The 18,384-nt window shown below is 73.3% G+C and carries 20 protein-coding genes and 1 riboswitch; of the genes, 12 read left to right on the top strand and 8 right to left on the bottom strand.

Annotated features, from left to right (window positions below):
* Positions 1-5: 5 nt before the first annotated feature.
* From ACSYGO_RS13340 to ACSYGO_RS13325, 4 genes are all read right to left on the bottom strand, one after another.
* Entirely contained in the window at positions 6-968 is a 963-nt protein-coding gene (locus tag ACSYGO_RS13340; RefSeq protein WP_432174813.1) for a cobalamin biosynthesis protein, read from the bottom strand.
* Between the two features lie 110 nt (positions 969-1,078).
* Positions 1,079-1,219, bottom strand: a riboswitch (cobalamin riboswitch).
* A gap of 262 nt (positions 1,220-1,481) precedes the next feature.
* Positions 1,482-1,703, bottom strand: coding sequence for a hypothetical protein (locus ACSYGO_RS13335; protein ID WP_095933436.1), 222 nt, complete (start codon positions 1,701-1,703; stop codon positions 1,482-1,484).
* A gap of 12 nt (positions 1,704-1,715) precedes the next feature.
* The gene (locus tag ACSYGO_RS13330; protein ID WP_426676161.1) at positions 1,716-2,969 is read right to left on the bottom strand and encodes an inorganic phosphate transporter; all 1,254 of its coding nucleotides are present in this window, start codon (positions 2,967-2,969) and stop codon (positions 1,716-1,718) included.
* Between the two features lie 176 nt (positions 2,970-3,145).
* A complete protein-coding gene (locus tag ACSYGO_RS13325; RefSeq protein ID WP_460386740.1) occupies positions 3,146-3,895 on the bottom strand; it encodes a lysozyme in 750 nt (249 codons plus the stop codon).
* Between the two features lie 196 nt (positions 3,896-4,091).
* On the opposite strand from ACSYGO_RS13325, the gene ACSYGO_RS13320 reads away from it, so the two are divergent.
* The 3 genes from ACSYGO_RS13320 to ACSYGO_RS13310 all read left to right on the top strand — a co-directional run bounded on the left by ACSYGO_RS13320 (position 4,092) and on the right by ACSYGO_RS13310 (position 7,907).
* Entirely contained in the window at positions 4,092-4,814 is a 723-nt protein-coding gene (locus ACSYGO_RS13320) for a class II aldolase/adducin family protein (protein ID WP_426676163.1), read from the top strand.
* A 362-nt stretch (positions 4,815-5,176) separates the two neighbouring features.
* Entirely contained in the window at positions 5,177-6,301 is a 1,125-nt protein-coding gene (locus tag ACSYGO_RS13315) for an alpha/beta hydrolase (RefSeq protein ID WP_345658985.1), read from the top strand.
* A gap of 202 nt (positions 6,302-6,503) precedes the next feature.
* Positions 6,504-7,907 carry a hypothetical protein gene (locus ACSYGO_RS13310; protein WP_426676164.1) on the top strand — a complete coding sequence of 468 codons (1,404 nt, stop codon included), beginning with the start codon at positions 6,504-6,506 and terminating at the stop codon, positions 7,905-7,907.
* Between the two features lie 31 nt (positions 7,908-7,938).
* On the opposite strand, the gene ACSYGO_RS13305 is transcribed toward ACSYGO_RS13310, so the two are convergent.
* Together ACSYGO_RS13305 and ypfJ are read right to left on the bottom strand one after the other, a co-directional pair.
* Positions 7,939-8,352 (bottom strand): VOC family protein, encoded by a 414-nt coding sequence (locus ACSYGO_RS13305; protein WP_432174810.1) that lies wholly within the window; start codon positions 8,350-8,352, stop codon positions 7,939-7,941.
* 187 nt (positions 8,353-8,539) lie between these two features.
* The gene (ypfJ, locus tag ACSYGO_RS13300; RefSeq protein WP_426676166.1) at positions 8,540-9,430 is read right to left on the bottom strand and encodes a KPN_02809 family neutral zinc metallopeptidase; all 891 of its coding nucleotides are present in this window, start codon (positions 9,428-9,430) and stop codon (positions 8,540-8,542) included.
* Between the two features lie 259 nt (positions 9,431-9,689).
* Between ypfJ and ACSYGO_RS13295 the strand changes: the two genes are divergently transcribed.
* The 4 genes from ACSYGO_RS13295 (at position 9,690) to ACSYGO_RS13280 (ending at position 14,021) form a co-directional block, all read left to right on the top strand.
* Complete coding sequence (locus ACSYGO_RS13295; RefSeq protein ID WP_460386739.1) at positions 9,690-10,787, top strand: PQQ-binding-like beta-propeller repeat protein; 1,098 nt, start codon at positions 9,690-9,692, stop codon at positions 10,785-10,787.
* Positions 10,788-10,879: 92 nt separating this feature from the next.
* Entirely contained in the window at positions 10,880-12,478 is a 1,599-nt protein-coding gene (locus ACSYGO_RS13290) for an ABC-F family ATP-binding cassette domain-containing protein (protein ID WP_460389709.1), read from the top strand.
* A gap of 393 nt (positions 12,479-12,871) precedes the next feature.
* Positions 12,872-13,093, top strand: a complete 222-nt coding sequence (locus ACSYGO_RS13285; protein WP_006123601.1) for a helix-turn-helix domain-containing protein — start codon at positions 12,872-12,874, stop codon at positions 13,091-13,093.
* A 136-nt stretch (positions 13,094-13,229) separates the two neighbouring features.
* On the top strand, positions 13,230-14,021 hold the full coding sequence (locus ACSYGO_RS13280; protein ID WP_095933406.1) for an enoyl-CoA hydratase/isomerase family protein: 792 nt from the start codon (positions 13,230-13,232) through the stop codon (positions 14,019-14,021).
* Between the two features lie 165 nt (positions 14,022-14,186).
* On the opposite strand, the gene ACSYGO_RS13275 is transcribed toward ACSYGO_RS13280, so the two are convergent.
* Positions 14,187-14,918 (bottom strand): nucleopolyhedrovirus P10 family protein, encoded by a 732-nt coding sequence (locus ACSYGO_RS13275; protein WP_460386738.1) that lies wholly within the window; start codon positions 14,916-14,918, stop codon positions 14,187-14,189.
* Between the two features lie 87 nt (positions 14,919-15,005).
* On the opposite strand from ACSYGO_RS13275, the gene ACSYGO_RS13270 reads away from it, so the two are divergent.
* Genes ACSYGO_RS13270 through amaP form a run of 5 tightly spaced genes read left to right on the top strand, consistent with a single transcriptional unit; the run spans position 15,006 to position 17,416 of the window.
* On the top strand, positions 15,006-15,491 hold the full coding sequence (locus ACSYGO_RS13270) for an Asp23/Gls24 family envelope stress response protein (protein ID WP_028803319.1): 486 nt from the start codon (positions 15,006-15,008) through the stop codon (positions 15,489-15,491).
* Positions 15,492-15,550: 59 nt separating this feature from the next.
* Positions 15,551-15,736 carry a hypothetical protein gene (locus ACSYGO_RS13265; RefSeq protein WP_345658979.1) on the top strand — a complete coding sequence of 62 codons (186 nt, stop codon included), beginning with the start codon at positions 15,551-15,553 and terminating at the stop codon, positions 15,734-15,736.
* Between the two features lie 3 nt (positions 15,737-15,739).
* Positions 15,740-16,162 (top strand): Asp23/Gls24 family envelope stress response protein, encoded by a 423-nt coding sequence (locus tag ACSYGO_RS13260; RefSeq protein WP_460386737.1) that lies wholly within the window; start codon positions 15,740-15,742, stop codon positions 16,160-16,162.
* The gene (locus tag ACSYGO_RS13255) at positions 16,159-16,833 is read left to right on the top strand and encodes a DUF6286 domain-containing protein (protein WP_460386736.1); all 675 of its coding nucleotides are present in this window, start codon (positions 16,159-16,161) and stop codon (positions 16,831-16,833) included. Before ACSYGO_RS13260 ends, ACSYGO_RS13255 begins: the two co-directional genes overlap by 4 nt.
* 4 nt (positions 16,834-16,837) lie before the next feature.
* Entirely contained in the window at positions 16,838-17,416 is a 579-nt protein-coding gene (gene amaP / locus ACSYGO_RS13250; protein WP_426676172.1) for an alkaline shock response membrane anchor protein AmaP, read from the top strand.
* 208 nt (positions 17,417-17,624) lie between these two features.
* Here amaP and ACSYGO_RS13245 read toward each other — a convergent pair whose 3' ends face one another.
* Complete coding sequence (locus tag ACSYGO_RS13245; protein ID WP_460386735.1) at positions 17,625-18,380, bottom strand: SDR family oxidoreductase; 756 nt, start codon at positions 18,378-18,380, stop codon at positions 17,625-17,627.
* Between the last annotated feature and the right edge of the window lie 4 nt (positions 18,381-18,384).

The following is an 18,384-nucleotide window of genomic DNA, read 5'->3' as shown; positions in this document are numbered from 1 at the left end:
CCCGGTCATGCCCCGGCCCCTCGCCGCCGTGCGGCGGCGCGCCCGACGAGCGTCCGCCCGACGGCGCACGCGCCCAGCGCCAGCCAGCCCACGCGACGCGACAGCCGTACGGCCCGTTCGATGTCGGCGACGGCCACCGCACGGCCGTCGCCGTTGAGGACGGGCCGGTGCTCGACCCGGCCCGCGTACGAGAGCGTCCCGCCGAGCCGCACCCCGAGCGCCCCCGCGAACGAAGCCTCCACCGGACCGGCGTTGGGACTCGGATGCTTGCGGGCGTCGGTGCGCCAGGCGCGGGCGGCGCTGCGCGGGGCGCCACCGGCGACGGTCGCGAGAACGGCGGTCAGGCGCGCCCCCGGCCAGCCGGCGACGTCGTCGAGCCGCGCGGAAGCCCAGCCGTACCGCCGGTACTTGGGCGACTTGTGCCCGACCATCGCGTCGAGCGTGTTCACGGCGCGGAACGCGACCAGACCGGGGGCACCGCCGACGGCCCCCCACACCAGGGCTCCCACCACGGCGTCGGAGGTGTTCTCGGCGACGGACTCGACGACGGCCCGCGCGATCCCGTCGGCGTCCAGCGCCTGGGGGTCGCGTCCGCACAGGTGCGGCAGCCGTTCCCGGGCCGCCTCCACGTCGCCGGCGGCGAGCGCCGAGCCGATCGCCCGCGCCTCACGGCCGAGTGTGGTGCCGCCGACGACGGCCCAGGTGGCGGCGGCGGTCAGCGCGACGGAGGCGGTGGGGGAGGGCCGGACGGCACGGTGCGCGAGGGCGGCGAGGGCGGTGGCACCGCCGACGCACACGACGGTGTGCAGCGCACCCCGTCCGCGGTCGTCCCGCCACAACACCCGTTCCACGGCGCCCGCGGCCCGCCCGAACACGGCGACCGGATGCCCCCGGCGAGGATCGCCGAGCAGCAGGTCGCCGAGAAGGCCGGCGGCGGCGCCGTACGCGAAGACGCGATCGGCACGCATCGGTTCAGCCGGCCGTCAGGTCGGTCTCAACCGTCGTTCGCGTTCTGCGCAGAGCACTTGGGCAGCCGTGCATGGCGACATGTCCTCACTCAGGGTGTCCACGCCCTGGTTCGACTAGACCGGCGGTGAGAGTTCCTGGCTCCCGGGACATCTCTTCCCCGGTGACAGTGGCGGGACCGCGCCGGACTTGCACCGGCTTCCTCTCTTGCCGCCGTACTTGGCTCCGGCAGTCCACCACGGGGCGAGAACAGCCGTCAACTTGCTGTTGACCTGCGAGGAGAGAGTGTGCTGAGCCCCACACCGCCACCACGCCCGGCTGCCCGCCAAGACCGAATTGCGCCGTGTGCCGGGGCCGTTGCGCGGGCCCGCGGACCGCCCTCCGGCGACCCGGAACGCATCCCGCTGCGCGCGACCACCTGTCGTCCCTTCGCGCGCGGGCCCCGGCACGACGAAGGGCGGGTACGGGACAACGTGTCCCGTACCCGCCCTTCGTGCGCCGGAGCGTCGCCCGTGTCAGGAGACGATGATGAAGATCCCGTACGCCACCGCCGCCGCGCAGGCCGCGAAGCAGGCGTACGCGCCGGTGACCGCGAGGGCCGCCGAGTCGCCCCGGGCGGACGCCGACTCACGCTTGGAGAGGCCGACGATGCCGAGGGTGAAGAGGCCGACGAGTGCCACGGTGGCCCCGAGGCTGACTCCGAAGACGGAGCCGAGAGCTGCCCAGTCGATGTTCATGCTGTTCGTTCCTTACACCGTGGCCGGGCGGGTGGGTTCGGCGGAGGGACCGGGGTCCGGCACCGGGATGGTGGCCTTGAGCTCGGTGTCGGCCGCGGTGACCGGGCCGGCCGGCGGCACGGCGACGGCGGCCATCGCCGTGGTGACGACACCCGCGGGCTCGGCGTCGACGTCGTTCACGTTGTCGACGGTGACCGGCTGGCGGCGCGACAGCGTCCAGATGACGCCGGCGCCGGCGACCAGCAGCACGCCCGTGAGGACGATGCCCCAGGTGCCCTGCTTGGTCAGGAACTCGGCGGAGGCACCGGCCAGGCCCGCGGCCGGCAGGGTCAGACCCCAGGCCACGAACATGCGGGTCGCGGTCGACCAGCGGACCACACCGCCCTTGCGGCCGAGGCCCGAGCCCATCACGGCGCCGGAGCAGACCTGGGTGGTGGAGAGGGAGAAGCCGATGTGCGAGGAGGCCAGGATGGCCGTCGCGGCGCTGGTCTGGGCGGCGAAGCCCTGCGGCGGCGCGAGGTCGGTGAGGCCCTTGCCCATGGTGCGGATGATGCGCCAGCCGCCCAGGTAGGTGCCGAGCGCGATGGCCATACCGGCCGAGACGATGACCCAGGTGGGAGGGTTCGAGCCGGGGGCGATGACGCCGCCGGTGACCAGGGCCAGGGTGATGATGCCCATCGTCTTCTGCGCGTCGTTCGTGCCGTGGGCGAGGGAGACCAGGCCGGCGGAGGCGATCTGGCCGGCGCGGTAGCCCTTGGCGGTCGCCTTCCCCTCGGCGCGACCGCCGATGCGGTAGGTCAGCCGGGTGGCCAGCATGGCGGCGATTCCGGCCACGAGCGGCGCGGCCACCGCGGGGATGAGCACCTTGGTGACGACGGTCGAACCGTTCACCGACGACCAGCCCGCCGACATGACGGCGGCACCGATGAGGCCGCCGAAGAGCGCGTGGGAGGAGCTGGAGGGCAGACCCAGGAGCCAGGTCAGCAGATTCCAGAGGATGGCGCCGACGAGCGCCGCGAAGATCACTTCGGTGCGTATGCCCTCTTCGTTGATGATTCCGCCGGAGATCGTCTTGGCGACCTCCACCGAGAGGAACGCACCGACGAGATTCAGCACGGCGGACATGGCCACCGCCGTCTTGGGCTTGAGAGCGCCGGTCGAGATGGTCGTCGCCATCGCGTTGGCAGTGTCGTGGAAACCGTTCGTGAAATCGAACACGAGAGCGGTGACGATCACGATTCCGAGGAGGAGCGTGATGTGTTCCATTTACCCAGGCTTCTGTTGGACGTCAGTGGCATGTGGACCGTAAGCAACCTGGGTGAACGGAAGATGAACTGAGGCGGACTGTGGGGTGTCTCAATCGGCGGGACGCCCCTCCGTTTGTGCCGGAGGGGTCCCCGTTCCTCGAACGCAGGTGGAATATCGGGCTCCGCTACCAGTGTCTAGCCTCGGGTGAGCCGCTTGAGTCCGGATATGGACCCATTGAAGAGATTTTGGTCACCCGGCAGGCTGCCGCTGTTGTCGTACTGCCAGAACGTCCAGTACGACCAGCCGGCGGGCAGGGTGCCGGCGTCCGCGGAGTCGTAGCGCGCCAGCCACAGGGCGTGGTTCGCGCCGAAGGCCCGGCTGGCGCCGGTGCAGGTGTTCCACCAGTGCGTGGTCGTGTAGATCACCGGGCGGCGGCCGGTCTGCCGCTTGACCTCGTCGCTGAACGCCTTGATCCAGCTCACCATCCTGGCCTTGCTCAGGCCGTAGCACTTGCGCTTGCCGTACGGGTTGTACTCGATGTCCAGTGCGGGCGGCAGCGTCCAGCCGTCCGCGCGCCAGGCGCCGCCGTTGCGCACGAAGTACGCGGCCTGGGTGGTGCCGGAGGACTTGTCCGGCACCGCGAAGTGGTAGGCGCCGCGGAGGATGCCCGCGTTGCGCGCGCCGTTGTACTGCCGGCTGAAATAGGGGTTGCGGTACGTGTGGGACTCCGTCGCCTTGACGTAGACGAACCGCGCGCCCTTCGCCCTGGCGCTCTGCCAGTCGACGTTCTTCTGGTGAGAGGAGACGTCGTGCCCCTTGGGTTTGCCCGCGGCGACGGCCGGGAGCGAAGTGAGGGCGGTGCCCGCCGCGGTGAGCGTCGCTACGACGGCCGTCGCGGCGGCGGCGCGGACGTGGCGACGGAGTGGTTTGTGATCACGGGCCATATTTCCCCCCGGAATGGCGACGTGTACGACAAATCCCCCAGAGGCTACTGGAAGATCCGTGATCAGAGGTCGATCACCGGCCAATCCGCCTGGGAGGGTGATCCGTGCCCATATGTGCCCTTACGGAGGCGTGGGCTCCGGCCTAAAGTGCCCTCGCCCGCGCCATGTCGAGGTCGCCTGCTGGCAGGATCGCGGCATGGCTGAACAGCGGCGGGACGCACGGGACGTGCGGGAGGAAGCACAGGCCACGGGTGCGCGGGACACGAGGGGCGCGCGGGACGCGGTGGCGCGGGCCTGGGAGGAGCTCGTGGCGACGGCCCGTCGGACAGTGGCCGACGGGCTGGTCGTCGGAACGTCGGGCAACGTGTCGGTCCGGGTCGGCGACACCGTCCTGGTCACACCGACGGGAGTGCCGTACGACCGTCTCGCGCCCGAGGACGTCGTCGGCGTCGGCCTCGACGGGCGGCAGGTGCTCGGTTCGCTGCTGCCGACGAGCGAACTGCCGATGCATCTCGCGGTCTACCGCGCCACGGACGCCGTCGCCGTCGTGCACACCCACGCGGCCCACGCGACGGCCGTCTCGACGCTCGTCCCCGAGCTCCCGCTGATCCACTACATGGCCGGCGCCCTCGGCGGACCGGTCCGTGTCGCCCCCTATGCGACGTACGGCACCGCGGAGTTGGCCGAGAACATGCTCCGGGCCCTCGACGGCCGCAGCGCCTGCCTCCTCCAGAACCACGGCACCGTCGCCCACGGCGCCTCCCTGTCCCAGGCGTACGACCGCACGGCCCAGCTGGAGTGGATGTCCCGCGTCTGGCTCCTCGCCGCGTCGGTCCCCGGCCTCACCCCGAACCTGCTGACCCCGGCCCAGGTGACCCGGGCGGCCGAACAGCTGAAGACCTACGGCCAGAAACCGTAGCCCCGACCGCCACCATCACTCCTCCGGCCGACTCCGGACACGGAGGCCACGCAGAACAGGGCATCCCCGGCCGGGGGTGCCCTTCCCTCCGCCGTGGCGCTCGGCCGGGAGAGCCTTTCCCACCGCCGTGGCGCTTTGCCGAGACGGACTGTTCCGGCGGTGCCGAGCCCGCGCTCCGGCGGAGCCCTGCCCGCCCGGCCGGGGGAGGGATTCCCTCCCAGCGACGCGGCGCTCGGCCCGCGCGGACCACTCCGGCGGTGCCGGGCCCGGCGCGCCCAGCCCCACGGAGACGACCCCTCTTCCGCGGGCGTGCCCCCGCGCTCCCACTGGCCGACCGCGGGCTCCCCCGGGAGACTGAACCCGTGCGCACTGTCAAAGCGACGGCCGCAGCCGTCACCGTAGCCATCGCCGCGGGCGCAGCCTCCGTGGCGGCGGGCCGGTTCGCCAGCGACGCCGCACTGAAGGCGTCACCCGGTCGGCCCCTGCCCACCGAACCCCGGCTCACCGTGCACGCCACGACGTCCGGCGGGATCACGCTCACCCGTGATCTGGCCTCACTGCGTCCGGGCACCTACGGCCTCGCCGGCAACGGCTCCCACGCGGTCGTCGGCCCGGTCCTGCGCGGCACGCCCCACCCCGCCGACACGGTCGTGCGCCGTCTGGAGCGCGTCACCCACGGCGCCCTGGAACCCGGCGACAAGGTGTGGCTCACCCCCAACCTGCACATCGGCGACCCGAGCTCCGCCCTCGGCCTGGAGACCGCCGACGTCGACATCCCCGGCGAACTCGGCGCACTGCCCGCCTGGTTCGTGCCCGCCGTCCGCGACACCTGGGTGATCGCCGTGCACGGCCTGGGCACCACCCGCGAGCACCCCATGAACGTCATGGAGTTCCTGAACCGCTACCACTTCCCGGTGCTCGACATCGCCTACCGCGGCGACCTCGGCGCCCCCCGCCCCCAGGACGGGCTGAGCCACCTCGGCGAGACCGAGTGGCGCGACCTCGACGCCGCCATCCGTTACGCCGTGCGGTACGGCGCCGAACAGGTCGTCCTGTACGGGTGGTCCACCGGCGCCACCATGGCCCTGCTCGCCGCCACGCGCTCCGCCCTGCGCGAGCGGATCTCCGGGCTCGTCCTGGACTCCCCGGTCCTCGACTGGAAGGCCACGCTGCGCGCCCTCGCCACGGCCCGCCACACACCGGGCGCCCTGCTGCCCCTCGCGGTGCGCGCCGCCCAGGGCCGCACCGGTCTGCGCGACGAGCGGCTCGACGGCGCGCATCCCGACCACCTCAAGGTGCCCACCCTGCTGGTGCACGGGCCGGACGACACCATCGCCCCCTGGGGGCCCTCGCGCCGCTTCGCGCAGCGCCGCCCCGACCTGGTCACCCTGCACACCGTCCCGCAGGCCCCGCACGGCGCCATGTGGAACGCCGACCCGGAGACCTACGAGGAGGCGCTGCGCCGCTTCCTCACCCCCTTGATGTAGCCCGGGGCGGGCTCTTCCGCCGCTTCGCGAGAACCCCTCCGGCGGGGGCCGCGCACCCGCTTCCGGTTCGGCCTCGGACGACTCCCGCGACGGCCCGTTCCCGCGTGTGAAGAGCGCCCGGAGCCCCGCCCCGCGAGCACCCCCGTCGCCCTCCGTGGCATTCCGTTTGGGTTTTCGGACCGTCAACCGGAAGACTGCACCCGTGACGTCCCGTAATCCGCGCGACTCCAGGCTCCGACTCGTCAGCCCACGGCCCCTGGCCGCCGCCCCCCGAGCGGTGACCCAGCGCCGCACGCGCCGCCCCGCACCGCGGCCGCCCGAGGGCACGCCCCCGCCCGCGGAGCTGGCCCGCACGGCGCGCAGCCTCCTGGCCGGCGCGGCCCGCGTCGCCCGCTGGGCGGACGCCGCCCTGCGCCCGGGCCGTGACGGCGGAACCCCCGACGGCAAGGGCATCCTGTCCGAGGCCACCGCCGAACGCGCGGCCGCCGACCTCGGGCTGAGCACGGCTCAGGTCCGCGCGGACTGGGACACGGCACGCCTCGCGGGCCTCGTCGAGGTGCACGGCGACAGCGCCCGCCCGGGATGGCGGCTGCGCGCCTGGAACCGCGACGACAGCGCCGTCCTGCGCGGCTGGGTCGCCCTCTTCGACGCCTGGTCGCTCGCCCACCCGGAACCCGAGGACCGCGAACCGGCCGCCGTCGCCGAGGTCGTCTCCGCGATGCCCCAGGTGCTCTCCTTCCTCCAGCTCTCCGCCGGCCCCGTCCCGATGGAGCAGCTTCTCGACCTGCTGGAGCAGCGCGTCACGGAACTGCGCACCGCGCGCTGCGAGGTCTCCTACGGCCCCCAGCCCGAGGCCGCGCCGGAGGGCCCCGAGGTCCCGGACGCGGAACTCGCCCCCCTCCTCGACTGGTCCCTGCACGCCCTGGCCTCCGTCGGTGCCCTCACCTACGGGGACGGACAGGCCACCCTCACCCCGCTCGGCAGTTGGGCGGTCTGGGTCAAGCTGGAGCAGATCTGCGTCGCCGCGCAGAGCCCCGCCGGGAACATCGAGCAGTCCGCCGAGGACATGCTCCGGGGCTGCGCCCAGCTGCGCCCGAACGCCGCCCGTGCCGAGTACCGCGCCTGGCTCGCCGCCCGTCCCGTCGGCAGCGCGGTCACCGAACTCCTCGACGCCGCCCGCGGCGAGGACGCCCTCACCCGCGGCCTCGCCTTCGAAGCCCTGCGCGTCGTCGGCGCCCCCGCCGAGCCCGATGTGCGTGCCGTGGCCGGGGAGACCCCGCTGCGTCCGTACGCCCTGCTGTGGCTGGCCGAGCACGACGGCCACGACCCCGAGGACGCCCACGAGGTGCTCACCCGGGAGGAGGCGACCTGGCTGTGGGTGGACACCGCCGCCGCCGTCGCCGACCACGGCGAAGCCCCGCTCCTCGTACGGCATTTGGAGTCGGCGGTGCAGCCGACCGTGCCCGCGCTGCTCGACGCGGTCCGCGCGGTCGGACACCCGCGCACGGTGCAGGTCCTGGTCGCGCTCGCGGCCGCCCACCCGGATCCGGCGCTCGCCAAGGCCGTACGCCGCGCGGCCTTCCAGGTGCACACCGGAGGCAGCTGACGGACGCGCTCGGCGAGCCGGTCCTGGAGCCCTACGCCCCTGTCTCCGGGGCGTAGGTGCCGAAGCTCCAGATGTTGCCCTCCAGGTCGCGGGCCATGTAGTCGCGGGAGCCGTAGTCCTGGTCGGTCGGGGGCATCACGATCTCGGCGCCGTGGTCCACGGCCCGCTGGTGGTGGGCGTCGATGTCGTCCACCACCACGTACACCCCGGCGGGGCCGGCGTCCTTCATCGCGGTGTCGAACACTCCGCCGCGGCCCTTGGACCCCAGCATCACCGCGCCGTGGCCCTGGACCAGCTCGGCGTGCATCACCGTGCCGTCCTCGCCCTCGTACACCGACGCCTCGGTGAAGCCGAAGGCCTCCGTGAGCTGCCTGATGGCCGCTTTCGCGTCCGCGTACAGCAGGGTCGGGTAGATGCTCGGGCGCCCGCCGTCCAAACCTGCCATGCCGATCACTTCCTCTGGTCCCGCCGCCGGATCTCGACCTGTCGCCCAGTCTTGCACCGGCCACTGACAACGCCCCGCCGATCGCGGGCCGCCACGACGGCGACCGGCCGCACGTGCGACCCGGACGAGCCTGCAAGCCGCCGGAGCACGTGATCTGACGGGGCGTACGGACGGGGGGAACGGCGGCTCAGCGGAACGTGTTGCACTGCGCCATGTCGCCGCTGCTGAAGCCCCGGTAGAACCACTGCTGCCGCTGCTCGGAGGAGCCGTGCGTCCAGGTCTCCGGGGTCACCCGGCCCTGGTACCTCTCCTGGATCCGGTCGTCCCCGACGGCCGCCGCCGCGTCCAGGCCGTCGCGGATGTCGGCGTCCGTGAGGCTGGTCAGCAGCGCCTTGCCGGTCACCGGGTCCTTCGTGGTCGTCGCGTGGCTCGCCCACACCCCGGCGTAGCAGTCGGCCTGCAGCTCCGTCCGCACCGAGTTGCTGTTCGCGCCGGTCACGCCGTCCTGCGCCTTGGCCAGCGTGCCCATCAGGTCCTGCACGTGGTGCCCGTACTCGTGCGCCACCACGTACGCCTGGGCGAACGGCCCGCCGCTGGAGCCGAACTTGTCGCGCAGTTCGTCGAAGAAGCCGAGGTCCAGGTAGACCTTCCGGTCGCCAGGGCAGTAGAAGGGCCCGACGGCGGACGTGGCCGTGCCGCACGCCGTGCCGACCCGGTTGGTGAAGAAGACCGTCGGGGAGGGCGTGTAGGTGCCGCTGCGCCGTTCGAACTCCTGTGTCCAGAAGTCCTGGACGCTGTTGACCACCGCCACCATGCGGCAGTCCTCCTTGGTGTTCGCGTCGCTTCCCTTCTTGCAGGTCTGCTGGACCTGCGCGAGGGAGGAGCTCGCCGCGTCCGGCTGGCCGTCGCCCGAGGACAGGCCGAGCTGGTCGGGGCCGACCCCGAAGAACAGACCGAGGATCAGGGCTATGAGCGCGGCGACGCCGCCGCCGACGGTCGCTCTGCCGCCGGGGATTCGACTGCCGCGCACATCCTGGACCTCGGAGGTGTCCAGGTCGGCGTCGTCGTCGAACTGCATGCGCACACCACCCTCTGCCGCACGTCACTCCCTGCCGCCATCCTCGTACGCCCCCGGACGCCCGGCCATTCGGGCGGAGGTCCGAACGGGCTACGCGCCCGCCCCCGCCCGTCGTGTCGTCGGCCTCCCGCGGCCCGCGCGTCTACGCTCTGCGCCTGTCCCATGGGTGGGACGGTCCGTGACCGTCGGAACACCCGGGACGGTCCGTGCTCCCTGCGCGGGCCGCCGAACGTGGCCGTCGGGGCGAGGGGGCAAGAAGGTGGTCGTCGCGCGCATCGGTGTCCCGGACGCGCCGCCCACGGCCCCGGACACCTCGGCCGCCTCCACGGGTCTGGTGGCCTCGGCCGCCTGCACGGGTGTGGTGACCTCGGCTGGCCCCGCAGGTCTGGTGACCTCGGCTGGCCCCACAGGTCTGGTGACCCCGCCCGCTCCCGCAGGCCTGGTGACCCCGCCCGCCCCCGCAGGCCTGGTGACCCCGCCCGCCCCCGCAGGCCTGGTGACCCCGGCTGGCTCCGCGAGCCCGGTGACCCCGGCCCCGCCCACCGTCCCGGGCGCCCCGGTCGCCCCGTTTCCTCGCACGGTTCCTCCGGCCACCCCGGCGGTCGCACCGCGCGGCGCCGGGCGGCCTCCGCGCCGGGACGCCGGGCGCCGCACCGCCCGGGCGTTCCTGCCCGCCGCCCTCGCGTTCCTCCTGGCGGTGCCGCTTCTCGTGGCGGCCCACAAGGCACGCTCCGCGCCCTTCGGGGACCGCCTCACCGTCCACGCACGCGTGGAGCACGGCCCGCGGCCCGCGCTGCGCGCGCGAGGGGCGACGGTGGAGGCGTACGACACGGCGACCGGGCACCCCCGCTGGACCTACGCGCGCGAGGGGCGGCGACCGCTGGTCGTGCTCCCCGCGCGCGGGGACGCGATCGCCCTCTGGGACGACGGACTGGTCACCGCGACCGTGCGGGACGACGGCCGCGCGGTCCGCTGGCACCGGGCGCTGCCCGACGCGGCGCCCTGGCTCGCGGGCCGCGGAGGAGCGGGCGTGCTGCGTGTCCTCGGCCCCCGGGTGCTCGCCGTCGTCACCCCGCGGCGCGTCGCCGCGTACCGCCTCGCCGACGGCGACCTGCGCTGGGTGCTGCCCGCCCGCCCGGGCTGCGCCTTCGCCCCCGCGCGCGGGGTGCGCCACGACGGCGCCCTGCTGATCGCCCAGCCGTGCGCCACCACGGACGACTGGACCGGCGAGATCGTCGCCGTCGACGAGCTGGGCAGGATCACCCCCCACCGCACCCCCCTGGGCGGCGAACGGCGGGGCGAGCATCACAGCGCCGAACACCCGCACGCAGAAAAAGTGCTTGCACGGCCCCGTTAGACTTGGCCCCATGGCCATTCTCCTCGCGCAATAGACGGCGGGAACGTCCTCAGCCGCCCATCCCGTCACCCATCCGCCCCAGGAGCATGTCCGTGATCTCCGCCTCCGCCATCGAGCTGCGCGCCGGCGCCCGTGTCCTCATCGAGTCCGCCACCTTCCGTATCGCCAAGGGCGACCGCGTCGGTCTGGTCGGCCGCAACGGCGCGGGGAAGACGACCCTCACCAAGGTCCTCGCGGGGGAGGGCATCCCCGCCGGCGGCACCGTCACCCGCTCCGGCGAGGTCGGCTATCTGCCGCAGGACCCGCGCACCGGCGACCTCGACGTGCTCGCCCGCGACCGCATCCTGTCCGCGCGCGGCCTGGACACCCTGATCCGCAAGATGCGGCAGAACGAGGAGCGGATCGCCACCGGCACCGGCGCCACCCGTGACAAGGCCATGCGGCAGTACGAGCGCCAGGAGACGGAGTTCCTCACCAAGGGCGGGTACTCCGCCGAGGCCGAGGCCGCGACCATCGCCGCCGCGCTCAACCTGCCCGACCGCGTGCTCGGCCAGCCGCTGCACACGCTCTCCGGCGGTCAGCGGCGCCGTATCGAGCTCGCCCGCATCCTGTTCTCGGACGCCGACACCCTGCTGCTCGACGAGCCGACGAACCACCTCGACGCCGACTCGATCGTCTGGCTGCGCGACTACCTGAAGACGTACCGCGGCGGCTTCATCGTGATCTCCCACGACGTCGACCTGGTCGAGACGGTCGTCAACAAGGTCTTCTACCTCGACGCCAACCGCTCCCAGATCGACGTCTACAACATGGGCTGGAAGCTCTACCAGCAGCAGCGCGAGGCCGACGAGAAGCGCCGCAAGCGCGAGCGCCAGAACGCCGAGAAGAAGGCCGCCGCGCTGAACGCGCAGGCCGACAAGATGCGGGCGAAGGCGACCAAGACGGTGGCCGCGCAGAACATGGCCAAGCGCGCCGACAAACTGCTCGCCGGCCTGGAGGCGGTGCGCGTCTCCGACAAGGTCGCCAAGCTGCGTTTCCCCGAGCCCGCGCCCTGCGGCAAGACGCCGCTGATGGCCGAGGGGCTGTCGAAGTCGTACGGCTCGCTGGAGATCTTCACCGACGTCGACCTCGCCATCGACAAGGGCTCGCGCGTGGTCATCCTCGGCCTCAACGGCGCGGGCAAGACGACCCTGCTGCGGCTGCTCGGCGGCGCCGAGCAGCCCGACACCGGCCAGGTCGTCGAGGGCCACGGCCTCAAGCTCGGCTACTACGCGCAGGAGCACGAGACCCTCGACCCGGAGCGCACGGTCCTGGAGAACATGCGCTCCGCCGCCCCCGACCTCGACCTGGTCGAGGTCCGCAAGGTGCTCGGTTCGTTCCTGTTCTCCGGCGACGACGTCGACAAGCCGGCCGGTGTCCTCTCCGGCGGCGAGAAGACCCGTCTCGCCCTCGCGACTCTCGTGGTCTCCTCGGCGAACGTGCTGCTGCTCGACGAGCCGACGAACAACCTCGACCCGGCCAGCCGCGAGGAGATCCTCGGCGCGCTGCGCACCTACAAGGGCGCCGTCGTCCTCGTCACCCACGACGAGGGTGCCGTCGAGGCGCTCCAGCCGGAGCGGATCATCCTGCTGCCGGACGGCGTCGAGGACCTGTGGGGCGCCGACTACGCGGACCTGGTCGCCCTCGCCTGACCCCTGAGACGCGGCCACGGCCCGCCTCCGCCATGGGCGGGCGGGTCAGCCGCGCTTGATCGAATGACTGATCCACTGCGTATGGATCATTCGGCCGATCCGTGATCCATCATCTGTGTGAGATCTCCTCGTACCGAGGTGTGTCGTACATCGATTTTGCGGCCGAGCCCTTTGTTCCCAAGGGCTCGGCCGTCCTGCGTCGCTGACCAGGTACTTCGCCGAAGAACCCGTTCGGGCGTACGGAACGCGGCAGCCGGAACGAAAGATTCCACTCGTGGGGACGGGCTCCTGTCGTCAAAACCTTGTCTTACGGACCTTGCCGAATGGGTGGCCATGACGCCCAGGAGGGGTGATCATGAGAGTCCAGAGCGCACTTCCCATGAGGAGGCACGGGTGGCCGAGACTCTGAAGAAGGGCAGCCGGGTGACCGGCGCCGCGCGCGACAAGCTCGCGGCAGACCTGAAGAAGAAGTACGACTCCGGTGCGAGCATCCGGGCGCTGGCCGAAGAGACCGGCCGCTCGTATGGCTTCGTGCACCGGATGCTCAGCGAGTCGGGCGTCACGCTGCGAGGGCGTGGCGGAGCGACGAGGGGCAAGAAGGCCGCCTCGGCCTGAGGCCGGGCGTCCCCATCGGCTTCGGTGGTGGCCACCCGGTCGGTCGCGCGATCGGCCGGGTGGTTACTGTGCAGTCACTTAGGTGTGTCTCCTCTGGGTACGCACCTGATCCGACCGCACCCATCGGAGGCGCCCCATGGCTTCGCTCGACCCGGTACTCGACAAGGACGGCGTACGGCTCACCGTCGACGACGCGATCGCCACGGTGACGCTGACCAACCCGGCCAAGCGCAACGCCCAGAGTCCCGCTCTGTGGCGGGCGTTGACGCAGGCCGGACGGTCACTGCCGGGCTCCGTCCGGGTGGTCGTCCTGCGTGCCGAGGGCAAGTCCTTCTCCGCGGGGCTCGACCGGCAGGCCTTCACGCCGGAGGGGTTCGACGGGGAACCGTCGTTCATCGATCTGGCGCGCGGCTCCGACGCCGAGCTCGACGCGACCATCGCCGAGTACCAGGAAGCGTTCACCTGGTGGCGGCGCAGCGACATCGTGTCCATCGCCGCTGTCCAGGGTCACGCGATCGGTGCGGGGTTCCAGCTCGCCCTCGCCTGTGATCTGCGTGTCGTCGCGGACGACGTGCAGTTCGCCATGCGTGAGACCAGTCTGGGACTCGTCCCCGACCTGACGGGGACGCATCCGCTGGTGGGCCTGGTGGGCTATGCCCGTGCGCTCGAGATCTGCGCGACGGGCCGGCTCGTGACGGCCGACGAGGCCGAGCGCACCGGACTCGCCAACCTCGCCGTGCCCGCCGACCAGCTCGACGAGGCGGTACGGGACCTGTCCGCCGCGCTGCTCGCCGCGCCGCGCGACGCCGTCATCGAGACGAAGGCGCTCCTGCGCGGTGCCCAGGAGCGGACGTACGAGGAGCAGCGCGTCGCCGAGCGGGCGGCGCAGGCCCGACGCCTCCGCGACCTCGCCGGCGTGGGCGACTGACACCACGGCACCAGGAGCGAGGCACCGTCTGCACGGTGACCCGCGCCGCTCCCGTGGGCCGGCGCCCCCGCACTCGCCGTACGCACGAAGGGCACCCCGGCATGCCGTGGTGCCCTTCGCACGTCCCGCCTCACTCCCGGGCGGCATCGCGCTCCACCACCGCGATCACTCCGTCACCGCCGTCACCAGGACCGTCACCGACGGGGCGTCCGGGAGGGTCCGGGCGGCCGCCGCCCTGACGGCCCCCACCACCTCGACGGCGTGGCTGCGCGCGGCCACCGCCAGTTCGACGCGCACATGGCGTCGGGGCAGCGCCGCGTCACCGCCGGGACGGACCTCGATGTGCACCGGGTGACCCAGGACGTCCGTCAGACGGCTCACCCCCGGCACGGACCGTGCCGCCGCGGCCACCCGCGCCTCCTCGGGGTCCGTCGGCTCGGGCGCCGGCCGCGGAGCGTCGGGGCGTTCGGCGACCGGCACCTCGTCCTCCTCCCACAGCCCCGTGATCCGCAGGTCGACCCGTGTGACCACCAGGCCGAGACGGTCCGCCGCCCCGGCGAGGGCCGAGCGCAGCCGCGCCGCGGTGGCCGGCAGCGGCTCGGCACCCGGCGCCGTCGGATCCACGGCGGCCCGGAACTCGGCGTCGATCCGCAGGGGCCCGGGCGGCAGCGCGCCGGGCGGGGGCACCACGACCGGGTCGTACACCTCGTCCGGATCGGCGAGCGCGATCCTGAGCGCGCCCACCCGTACCCCGCGCACGCGCTCCGCCGCGCTCCGCAGGACCGGTCCGGCCGCCGCCTCCGCGATCCACGCGCCGTCCTGCGGGAGCCCCAGGGGCAGCAGTCTGCCGAGCCCGAGCTGATGCCGCACCACCTGAGTCCACCGGTCCGCCGTCATTGCTCCAGCCTGCCCCATCCCCGGCGCGCGACCACGCAACCGCACTTACTGTGGGCTCAGGAGGACGACCGAAAGGGACGTACGGCCATGACCGACATGACGGAGCCGAACCGGACGGGGAGCCCCGAAGGCGGGACGGAGTCGCCCCAGATCCGCAAGCCCACCAGACGCGGCGGCGGGGACCCCGCGACGCGCGGACGCACCACCATCGCCGACGGCGTGGTCGAGAAGATCGCCGGGCTCGCCGCCCGTGACGTGCTCGGCGTGCACGCGATGGGCAGCGGACTGAGCCGGACCTTCGGGGCGGTCCGCGACCGGGTGCCCGGCGGCGGCTCGAAGTCCGTCACACGGGGCGTGAAGGCGGAGGTCGGCGAGTTGCAGACCGCGCTCGACCTGGAGATCGTCGTCGACTACGGCGTCTCGATCGGCGATGTCGCCCGTGCCGTACGGGAGAACGTCGTCGCGGCCGTCGAGCGCATGACGGGACTGGAGGTGGTGGAAGTCAACATCGCGGTGAGTGATGTGAAGCTTCCCGAGGAAGAAGACGAGGAGCCGGAGTCGCGGCTCCAGTGACCACCCGGCCACCGGACCACCGGTGATCACTCGGCCACCGAACTGCTGAGGAGCGCACCATGAGTTTGGCCGTGATCGGCATGATCGCCGGAATGGCGCTGGGCTTCGCCGGATACTTCGGGGGTTTCGGAGCCTTCCTCCTGGTGGCCGCCCTGGGCGCCGTCGGCTTCGTCGTCGGGAGGTTCCTGGAAGGGGACCTGGACGTCGGTGACCTGTTCCGCACCCGCGACGACCGGCGGCGGTGACGCGTGCCAGGTCAGCCGGACCGGCTCGGTGAGACGCGGCGTCCGCCGACGGTCGTGCCGGCGGCCGAGCGCGGCGCGACCCGGATCGCCGACCGGGTGGTCGCGAAGATCGCCGCACAGGCGGCCCGCGAGGTGCTTCCCGCGCTGCCCGCGGAGGCCGGAGCCCCGCACGCCACCGTCGTCGTGCGCCGCCACGAGAAGGACTCGGGCCGGCCGGCGGGCACCCCGGCCGAGAGCGCCCACGTCCGGGTCAGCCTCGAACTCGACTACCCCTCCGACATCGGCGGCCGCTGCGGCGCCGTGCGTCGGCACGTCGCCGAGCGGGTAGAGGCGTTGGCGGGGATGGAAGTTCCGGAGGTGGCCGTCCAGGTGGAGCGGTTGCACCTGGCACACACTGCCGGCGCGGCACAGGGGAGGACGCGATGAGCGAGCCCCAGGGCTCGGAGAACACCCGGCGCATGCCCGTCATGGAGAAGGCCGGCGAGAGCGCACTCGGCCAGTCCGCCTCCGCGGCGGACTACGAACCACTGCACACCGCGGAGGACGAGGACGGCGGCCAGGGCCGCTTCTGGTCCGCCCGCCGGATCCCGGCGGGTGTCCTCGCGGTGCTGATCCTCCTCTGCGCTGCCGCCTTCCTGTACGACGTGGCGGCCGTGCGCGCGCACCAGCCCGCCATGCGCTGGCGCAGGACCCTGGCCGACTCGCTCGCCGAACGGCCCCTGGACGACACCTGGGTGCTCGTCGGTGCGGGTGTCGCCGCGGCCGTCGGACTGTGGCTGATCGTCCTCGCGGCCACACCGGGACTGCGGGACGTCCTGCCGATGCGGCGCACCCACACGGACGTGCGGGCGGGGCTGCACCGGGGCGCCGCGGCGATGGCGCTGCGCGACCGGGCCATGGAGGTCGCCGGCGTGCAGTCGGTCCGGGTCCACATGGGCCGGCGCAAGGCCGCCGTGCGCGCGCTCTCGCACTTCCGCGAACTCGACGACGTACGTGCCGACCTGGACGCCACGCTCGCCGACGGCATCCGGGGACTCGGGCTCGCCCGGCCGCCCTCCCTGTCGGTGCACGTGAGGCGTCCCGGACGGAAGGGGTGAGGCAGTGCTGCGCATCGTCAACCGCGTACTGATCGGGATCATCGGTCTCGCGCTGCTCGTCCTCGGCGGATCCGTGCTCGCCGTCGGGCTCGGCGTGCGCCCGCCGTCGTGGTGGATCCACGAAGGGCGGCACGACGTGCTGCTCAGCGACGCCGACCGGGCCCGCTGGCGGGACCAGGGGTGGTGGTGGCCGGCCGTCGTCGCCGGCCTCGCGGTCCTGCTGCTGCTCGCCCTGTGGTGGCTGGTGGCCGTGCTGCGACGCCGCCGGCTCGCCGAGGTGCTCGTGGACACCGGCGACGGCGAGGGAGCGCTGCTGCGCGGACGGGCCCTCGAAGGCGTACTGGCCGCCGAGGCGGGCCGGCTGGACGGCGTCGCGCAGGCGCACGTGCTGCTGACCGGACGGCGCAGCACACCGGAGGCACGCGTGCAGCTCCACCTGGAACCGCACGTGGATCCCGGGGACGCGCTGCATCTGCTCACCACGGAGGCGCTCGCGCACGCGCGGGACTCGGCGGGCCTCGCCTCGTTCCCCGCGGAGGCGCGCCTGCGCGGGGTCAAGCACCGGGCCGAGCGCGTGAGCTGACCCACCGAGCCGGCCGTGCGCCGGCCGGAAGCCGTGCCGCACGGCGGTGCCGAGAGGCCGTACCGCGCGGCGGTGGGGTCGGAGGCGGAACCGGCCGTCCGCCGTCAGCAGCCGTGCCGCACGACCGCGTTGGGCAGCGGTGCCGCACGGCGGTGCCGAGAACCCGTGCCGCACAACGGCGTTCAGGGACGGAGCCGCCCGCCGGCGGTCAGAAGCCGTGCCGCATGCCGCCGTCCACCGGCAGCATGATGCCGGTCAGGTAGGAGGCTGCCGGCGAGAGCAGGAACGCGGCCGCGCGGCCGAACTCCTCGGGAGTGCCGTAGCGGCGCAGCGGGATGCGTGCCTCGTTGGCCGCGCGGGTGGCCTCCGGGTCGGCGGACAGACCGTCCAGCTCGCGGACGCGGTCGGTGTCGATGCGCGACGGCAGCAGCCCGAGGACGCGGATGCCGCGCGGACCGAGCTCGTCCGCGAGGGACTTGGCGAAGCCCGCGAGGCCGGGACGCAGACCGTTGGAGATGGTCAGCCCGGGGATCGGTTCGTGCACCGAGCCGGAGAGCACGAATCCGATGACCCCGCCCTCGCCGAGCTCCGCGGCGGCCGTGCGGGCCAGCCGCACCGCGCCGAGGAAGACCGAGTCGAACGCGGCCGTCCACTGCTCGTCGGTGTTGTCGGCGACGAATCCCGGCGGCGGTCCGCCGACGCTGATCAGGATGCCGTCGAAACCACCGAAGTGCTCATGGGCCGCCGCGACGAGCCGGGTCGCGGTCGCCGGATCGCCGTTGTCGGCGGCGACACCGACCGCGTTCGGGCCGAGCGCGGAAGCCGCCTCGGCGGCGCTCTTCTCGTCGCGCCCGGTGACGATCACCTTCGCGCCGTCGGCGACGAGTTCACGCGCGGCGGCGTTGCCCAGCCCGCGGGTGGCTCCCGTGACGACGTACACACGGTCCTTCAGTCCAAGATCCATGCCC

The sequence above is a fragment of the Streptomyces krungchingensis genome (assembly GCF_054729265.1).
This window is presented reverse-complemented; position numbering and strand designations above follow the sequence as displayed.

What these genes read in the sequence shown, in the direction of transcription:
- ACSYGO_RS13340 (WP_432174813.1), bottom strand. Translation starts at nt 968, where the DNA reads ATGCGTGCCGATCGCGTCTTCGCGTACGGCGCCGCCGCCGGCCTTCTC.
- ACSYGO_RS13335 (WP_095933436.1), bottom strand. Translation starts at nt 1,703, where the DNA reads ATGAACATCGACTGGGCAGCTCTCGGCTCCGTCTTCGGAGTCAGCCTC.
- ACSYGO_RS13330 (WP_426676161.1), bottom strand. Translation starts at nt 2,969, where the DNA reads ATGGAACACATCACGCTCCTCCTCGGAATCGTGATCGTCACCGCTCTC.
- ACSYGO_RS13325 (WP_460386740.1), bottom strand. Translation starts at nt 3,895, where the DNA reads ATGGCCCGTGATCACAAACCACTCCGTCGCCACGTCCGCGCCGCCGCC.
- ACSYGO_RS13320 (WP_426676163.1), top strand. Translation starts at nt 4,092, where the DNA reads ATGGCTGAACAGCGGCGGGACGCACGGGACGTGCGGGAGGAAGCACAG.
- ACSYGO_RS13305 (WP_432174810.1), bottom strand. Translation starts at nt 8,352, where the DNA reads ATGGCAGGTTTGGACGGCGGGCGCCCGAGCATCTACCCGACCCTGCTG.
- ypfJ (WP_426676166.1), bottom strand. Translation starts at nt 9,430, where the DNA reads ATGCAGTTCGACGACGACGCCGACCTGGACACCTCCGAGGTCCAGGAT.
- ACSYGO_RS13280 (WP_095933406.1), top strand. Translation starts at nt 13,230, where the DNA reads ATGGCTTCGCTCGACCCGGTACTCGACAAGGACGGCGTACGGCTCACC.
- ACSYGO_RS13275 (WP_460386738.1), bottom strand. Translation starts at nt 14,918, where the DNA reads ATGACGGCGGACCGGTGGACTCAGGTGGTGCGGCATCAGCTCGGGCTC.
- ACSYGO_RS13270 (WP_028803319.1), top strand. Translation starts at nt 15,006, where the DNA reads ATGACCGACATGACGGAGCCGAACCGGACGGGGAGCCCCGAAGGCGGG.
- ACSYGO_RS13265 (WP_345658979.1), top strand. Translation starts at nt 15,551, where the DNA reads ATGAGTTTGGCCGTGATCGGCATGATCGCCGGAATGGCGCTGGGCTTC.
- ACSYGO_RS13255 (WP_460386736.1), top strand. Translation starts at nt 16,159, where the DNA reads ATGAGCGAGCCCCAGGGCTCGGAGAACACCCGGCGCATGCCCGTCATG.
- ACSYGO_RS13245 (WP_460386735.1), bottom strand. Translation starts at nt 18,380, where the DNA reads ATGGATCTTGGACTGAAGGACCGTGTGTACGTCGTCACGGGAGCCACC.